Origin of the sequence: Micrococcus sp. APC 4021, assembly GCF_030407635.1 — a bacterium.
Lineage (GTDB): Bacteria > Actinomycetota > Actinomycetes > Actinomycetales > Micrococcaceae > Micrococcus > Micrococcus luteus.
On sequence record NZ_JASDCZ010000123.1, the window covers coordinates 1 to 6,526 of the forward strand.

Genomic DNA, 6,526 nt, shown 5'->3' on the forward strand with positions numbered 1-6,526 from the left:
AAGAGAGGCCCGTCCGTGATCACCCTGGACCGCCCGACCCTGACCGCCCGCGCCCTGGAGGACCTGACCGCCTCCGCCCTCGTGGTGGGGGTGGGCACCGGTCCGGACGGCCCCGTGCTCCTGACGGACGCGCTGCCGGCCGAGGCGGCCACCGCCCTCGAGGCCTCGTTCGAGCTGCTGGGCGTGCGGGGCGCCGAGGACGAGGTCCACCGCCTCCCGGGGCTGGGCGGCGTGCCGGTGCCGCTGCTGGTCCTGGCCGGCGTCGGCGGTCTGGACGACGACGGCGAGGCCTCGGACGAGTCCCTGCGCCGCGCCGCTGGGGCTGCCGTGCGCTCCCTGGCCGGCACCGACGCCGTGGCCCTGGCCCTGCCGGCCGACACCCCGGCCCGACTGGCCGCCGTCGCCGAGGGCGCCGTCCTGGGTGCGTACGCCTTCACCGCCCAGAAGTCCGAGCGCGCCCGCGCCGAGGCGGACTCGTCCCGTCCCGTCCGCGAGCTCGAGGTCGTCACCCCGCTCGCCGCCGCGGACGCCGACCCCGTGCTGCGCCGGGCCGCCGTCGTGGGCGACGCGGTCTGCGCCGTGCGCGACCTGGTGAACACGGCCCCCTCGCACCTCTACCCGGCCACGTTCGCGGACGCCGTCGCGGAGGACCTCGCGGACTCGTCCGTGAGCGTGGACGTGTGGGACGAGGACCGCCTGCGCGCCGAGGGCTTCGGCGGCATCCTCGCGATCGGCCAGGGCTCCTCCCGCCCGCCGCGGCTCGTGCGCATCGAGCACGCGCCGGCCGACGCCGCCGCGCACATCGCGCTGGTGGGCAAGGGCATCACCTTCGACACGGGCGGCATCTCGCTGAAGCCCGCCGCCTCGATGATGACGATGAAGTCGGACATGGCCGGCGCCGCCACCGTCTTCGCCGTCGTGCGCGCCGCCGCGGCCCTGGACGTCCCTGTGAAGGTGACCGGCTGGCTGGCGCTGGCCGAGAACATGCCCTCGGGCACCGCCATCCGCCCGTCCGACGTCATCACGATGTACGGCGGCAAGACCGTGGAGGTCATGAACACGGACGCCGAGGGCCGCGTCGTCATGGCCGACGCCCTCGTGGCGGCCACCGACGAGCGACCCGACGCGGTGCTCGACGTGGCCACCCTCACCGGTGCCCAGCTGGTCGCCCTCGGCGTGCGCCACACCGGCGTCATGGGTGACGACGCGCTGCGCGACGAGGTCGTCGCCGCGGCCGACGCCGCCGGGGAGCTCGCGTGGGGCATGCCCCTGCCGGAGCAGCTGCGCGCCTCGCTCAATTCGCGCGTCGCGGACATCTCCAACATGGGCGACCGCTTCGGCGGCATGATGACCGCCGCCACCTTCCTGCGCGAATTCGTCGACGCCGGACGGCCGCAGGACGACGACGCCGCACGGACCCCCTGGGCCCACCTCGACATCGCCGGCCCCTCCTTCAACGAGTCGGCCGCGTACGGCTACACCCCGCAGGATGCCACCGGCGTGATGGTGCGGACCCTGGTGGGTCTCATCGAGGGGCGTGCCCGGTAAGGTTGGTCCCGATGTCCACCGCGTCCCCCGGCCGCGCGGCCCGCCGCCGACGGCCGGGGATGACGGTGACGCACCACCACCACGATCCACCGATCCCAGCACCAAGGAGCAACACCGTGGCCGACAAGGCAACCGCTCAGGAATTCGACGTCCTCGTCCTCGGCGGTGGCTCCGCCGGGTACGCCGCAGCCCTGCGTTCCGTGCAGTACGGCAAGTCCGTCGCCCTCGTGGAGAAGTCCAAGGTCGGCGGCACCTGCCTGCACTGGGGCTGCATCCCCACGAAGGCCTACCTGCACGCCGCCGAGGTGGCCGACGAGACCCGCAACGCCGCCAAGTTCGGTATCAACGCGACCCTCGAGTCCGTGGACATGGCGAAGGTGCGCGACTACAAGGACGGCATCGTCGCCGGCAAGCACAAGGGTCTGGCCGGCCTGCTGAAGATGCGCAAGGTCCAGGTCATCGAGGGCGAGGGCAAGCTCGTCTCGAAGAACGAGGTCGAGGTCGACGGCACCCGTTACACGGCGGAGAACATCGTGCTGGCCTCCGGCTCCGTGGCCAAGACCATGGGCCTGCCCATCTCCAAGAAGATCATGACCTCCACGGAGGCCCTCGAGCTGGACTACACCCCGAAGTCGGCCATCGTGCTCGGCGGCGGTGTCATCGGCTCCGAGTTCGCGTCCCTGTGGAACTCCTTCGGCGTCGACGTCACCATCATCGAGGGCCTGAAGACCCTGGTCCCCAACGAGGACCCGGCGATCATCAAGGTCCTCGAGCGCGAGTTCAAGAAGAAGGGCATCAAGACCAACCTGGGCACGTTCTTCGACAAGGTCGAGGAGACCGACTCGGGCGTCAAGGTGACCCTCGCGGACGGCAAGGAGTTCGAGGCCGAGGTCTGCCTCGTCGCCGTCGGCCGCGGCCCGAACACCGAGGGCCTCGGCTACGAGGAGCAGGGCGTCAAGATGGACCGCGGCTTCGTCCTCACCGACGAGCGTCTGCACACCGGCGTCGGCAGCATCTACGCCGTGGGCGACATCGTTCCCGGTCTGCAGCTGGCGCACCGCGGCTTCCAGCAGGGCATCTTCGTGGCCGAGGAGATCGCCGGCAACAAGCCGATGGTCGTCGAGGACATCAACATCCCGAAGGTCACCTTCACCGAGCCGGAGATCATGTCCGTGGGCTACACCCAGCCCAAGGCGGAGGAGAAGTTCGGCAAGGACAACGTCGAGGTCGCCGAGTACAACCTGGCCGGCAACGGCAAGTCCTCGATCCTCGGCACCGGCGGCATCATCAAGATGATCCGCCAGAAGAACGGCCCGATCGTGGGCGTGCACGGCATCGGCAAGCGCATCGGCGAGCAGATCGGCGAGGCGCAGCTCATCGTGAACTGGGAGGCCTACCCCGAGGACGTCGCCCAGTTCGTGCACGCGCACCCCACGCAGAACGAGGCCCTGGGCGAGGCCGCCATGGCCCTGTTCGGCCACCCGCTGCACAGCTGACCCACCGCACTGACCATCCCGGGCCCGTGCGTCGGGCCCACCTCGCAACCCCGGGTGGGCGCCCCCGGCGCCCACCCCTCATGAGGAGCATCGGAACCATGTCTGAAACCGTGAACCTGCCCGCCCTGGGCGAATCCGTCACCGAGGGCACCGTGACCCGCTGGCTCAAGGCCGTCGGCGACGAGGTCGCCGTCGACGAGCCCCTGGTGGAGGTCTCCACCGACAAGGTCGACACCGAGATCCCGTCCCCCGTGGCCGGCGTGCTCGAGGAGATCCTGGTCGAGGAGGACGACACGGTCGAGGTCGGCGCCCCGCTGGCCACGATCGGCGACGGCTCCGGCAGCGGCTCCGCCGACGCGTCGGAGGACGACGCCGCGGCCGAGGAGCCCGCCGTCGAGGAGGCGCAGCAGGACGACGCCCAGCAGGAGCCCGCAGGCGAGCCGGCTCCGGAGGAGCGCGCCTCCACCGACCAGGGCTCGGACGGGGCCCCGTCGGCCGGCGGCGAGGCCTCCGAGGTCACCCTGCCCGCGCTGGGCGAGTCCGTGACCGAGGGCACCGTGACCCGCTGGCTGAAGTCCGTCGGCGACGAGGTCGAGGTCGACGAGCCGCTGCTCGAGGTCTCCACCGACAAGGTCGACACCGAGATCCCCTCCCCCGTGGCGGGCACCCTCCTGGAGATCCGTGCGGAGGAGGACGACACCGTCGAGGTGGGCGCCGTCCTCGCACTCGTCGGCTCCGGCTCCGCCGGCGGCGGCTCCGCCCCGTCGGAGGGCTCCTCCGGTCAGGACGAGGCGTCCGCCGAGGAGATCGAGGACAAGGCGACCGAGGCCGAGGCCCCCGAGGAGACCGAGGAGGCCGCCGAGGCCGCCGGCGCCGAGAAGTCGGAGAAGACGCCGGAGGCGTCTCCGTCCGAGGAGGCCTCCCGGCGCGAGTCCGCTGAGCGCGACTCCGCGCAGGCCGAGTCCGCCGAGGCGCCCTCCGCCACCGAGCCCGGCCAGGGCTACGTGACCCCGCTGGTGCGCCGCCTGGCCCACCAGAACAACGTGGACCTGTCCACGGTTCGCGGCACGGGCGTCGGCGGCCGCATCCGCAAGCAGGACGTGCTCGCCGCCGCGCTGGCCTCGCAGGCCGCCGCGGGCGGGTCCGAGGCTCCGGCCGAGCAGGCCTCCGAGGCTGCCGCCCCGTCGTCCGCCCCGGCCGCTGCGTCCGCCCCGGCCGCGAGCTCCTCCGTGGACCCCTCGGTCCGCGGCGAGGTGGAGAAGGCGCCGCGCATCCGCCAGGTCATCGCCCAGCGCATGCGCGAGTCCCTCGACCTGTCCGCCCAGCTGACCCAGGTGCACGAGGTGGACGTCACCCGCATCGTGCAGCTGCGCAAGAAGGCCAAGGCCTCCTTCCAGCAGCAGGCCGGCGTGAACCTGACGTACCTGCCGTTCATCACCAAGGCGGTCGCCGAGGCCCTCAAGCAGCACCCCAAGCTGAACGCGTCGTTCTCCGAGGACAACAAGGAGATCACGTACCACGCGTCCGAGGACATCGCGATCGCCGTGGACACGGAGAAGGGGCTGCTGGTGCCCGTCATCAAGGACGCCGGCTCCCTGAACCTGACGGGCCTCGCCCAGAAGATCGCCGACGTGGCCGAGCGCACCCGCACGAACAAGATCTCGCCGGACGAGCTCTCGGGCGGCACGTTCTCGATCACGAACATCGGCTCCGTGGGCGCGCTGTTCGACACGCCGATCATCAACCAGCCGCAGGTCGCGATCCTGGGCATCGGTGCGATCGTCAAGCGCCCCATGGTGGTGACCGACGCGGACGGCAACGACTCGATCGCCATCCGCCACATGATGTACCTGTCCCTGACCTACGACCACCGCCTGGTGGACGGGGCCGACGCGGGCCGCTTCCTGACGACGCTGCGTCAGCGTCTCGAGGGCGGCGAGTTCGCCAACGAGCTGGGTCTCTGACGGAAAGGGAGAAGGACTGTGGATATCCTGCACAGCATCCTGGTGGCCGTGCACATCGTGTCCGCCGCAGCGATCGTGGGCGGTTGGTTCGCGCACTTCCGCAACCCGACCGTCACCACCTCGCAGTGGTGGGGCTCCGTGGGCATGATCGTCTCCGGCGTGGTGCTTTTCGGCCTCGCCATGAGCGGGGAGCCGAACCACATGAAGCTGGGCGTCAAGTTCCTGATCGGCGTCATCGTCTTCGTGGCCGCCCTGATCGGCCGCCGCAAGTCCAACCGCGGGGAGGTCGTGCCCACGGGCCTGGCCCACGCGGTGGGCGGTCTGGGCCTGGTGAACATCCTGGTCGCCGTCCTCTGGCAGTGATCAGCCCAGGCGGCTGACGCCGCACCACGCCGCGGGCCCCGGGGAGCTTCTCCCCGGGGCCCGCGGCGTCCCCCCGTCTGGACCGCCGGCCTCCGGCGCTGGATCCGGGCCCGGGGTCAGCGCGGATCGACGGTCTCGACCCGCCACGTCCGACCCGCCGCGCCGCTGTCCCGCCCCTCGGGGCCCTCTCCGTGGCCGCTGCGCAGGACCAGCACGACCTCCTCGGCCGTCGCCTCCCGATGCGCCGCCACGCGTCCCGCGCGGTCCAGCACGGTGTGGGCCGACGTCCGGAGCACGGCGTCGACACGCAGCGCGTCGTCCCCGGCCCGCCGGGCGGGTCCGGCCTGCTCCACCGTCACCTCGAGGCCGGAGAAGGCGAACCCCTCGTCCGTCAGCCGGCGCAGCAGATCCCGGTCGTTCTCCCACGCCGGTCCCCCGGGCACGGCGTAGGCGTCCAGTCGCGCAGGCTCCGGGTCGATGAGCGCGGCAGTCCGGGCGTGGCCGACCGCGGCCAGCGCCTCGCCCACGTCGACGGCGTCCTCCCCGGCGGCGTCTTCGCCGGGGGCACCCGCGTCCGGCACCCTCGCCGGCGTCCCGCTCTCCGGCGTCCCGTCCGCCGGGCGCGCCGCGTCCACCGAGGTGCCGGCCGGCACCGCGCCCGCCGGCTCCGGCGCCCCCTCCGTCGCGTCGCCCAGGGACGCCGGCCACCACAGCCCGGCGGTGCCGCCGCCGACGGCCAGCGCGGTGGCCAGCCCGGCGGCCACGAGGACGCCCCGGCGTGGCGCCGCCCCCCGTCGGCGCGCGAGCGCGCGCCGTCTCGGAGCCGCGCGTCGTCCCCGGCGTCGCCGCGTGGGCCCGGAGCCCGGCAGCACCGTGGGCAGCAGGTGCGCCACCTCGGCGGGGGCGGCCTCTCCCAGCGGGACCGGCTCGGGCCGGGCCGTCGCGTATACGGCTGCGGCGGCCTCCTCCGCGCTCGGCCGCGCCGCCGGGTCCGGGGAGAGCGCCGCATCGAGCAGCAGCGCGAGCTCGGGGGACGCTTCGGGGACCAGGACGGGCAGCGGCGCCCGATGCCCGGCGGCGCCCGGCGCCCGACCGGTGAGCGCGTACCAGCCCAGGGCGGCCCACGCATGGACGTCACTCGGCGCCCCCACCGCC

General features: G+C 73.2%; 4 protein-coding genes and 1 pseudogene. 4 read left to right on the forward strand and 1 reads right to left on the reverse strand.

What is annotated here, in order from left to right; all coding sequences use genetic code 11:
• Positions 1 to 15 precede the first annotated feature (15 nt).
• From QL983_RS09660 to QL983_RS09675, 4 genes are all read left to right on the forward strand, one after another.
• On the forward strand, positions 16 to 1,548 hold the full coding sequence (locus QL983_RS09660) for a leucyl aminopeptidase (protein ID WP_036314092.1): 1,533 nt from the start codon (positions 16 to 18) through the stop codon (positions 1,546 to 1,548).
• A 116-nt stretch (positions 1,549 to 1,664) separates the two neighbouring features.
• Entirely contained in the window at positions 1,665 to 3,044 is a 1,380-nt protein-coding gene (lpdA, locus tag QL983_RS09665) for a dihydrolipoyl dehydrogenase (RefSeq protein ID WP_036314090.1), read from the forward strand.
• A gap of 98 nt (positions 3,045 to 3,142) precedes the next feature.
• Positions 3,143 to 5,008: a 2-oxoglutarate dehydrogenase, E2 component, dihydrolipoamide succinyltransferase gene (gene sucB, locus QL983_RS09670; RefSeq protein ID WP_290152666.1), complete on the forward strand. Its 1,866-nt coding sequence runs from the start codon at positions 3,143 to 3,145 to the stop codon at positions 5,006 to 5,008.
• 18 nt (positions 5,009 to 5,026) lie between these two features.
• Positions 5,027 to 5,371 carry a hypothetical protein gene (locus tag QL983_RS09675; protein ID WP_010078527.1) on the forward strand — a complete coding sequence of 115 codons (345 nt, stop codon included), beginning with the start codon at positions 5,027 to 5,029 and terminating at the stop codon, positions 5,369 to 5,371.
• 116 nt (positions 5,372 to 5,487) lie between these two features.
• Here QL983_RS09675 and QL983_RS09680 read toward each other — a convergent pair.
• Positions 5,488 to 6,526 (reverse strand): annotated as a pseudogene (locus QL983_RS09680) (protein kinase); the annotation flags it as partial.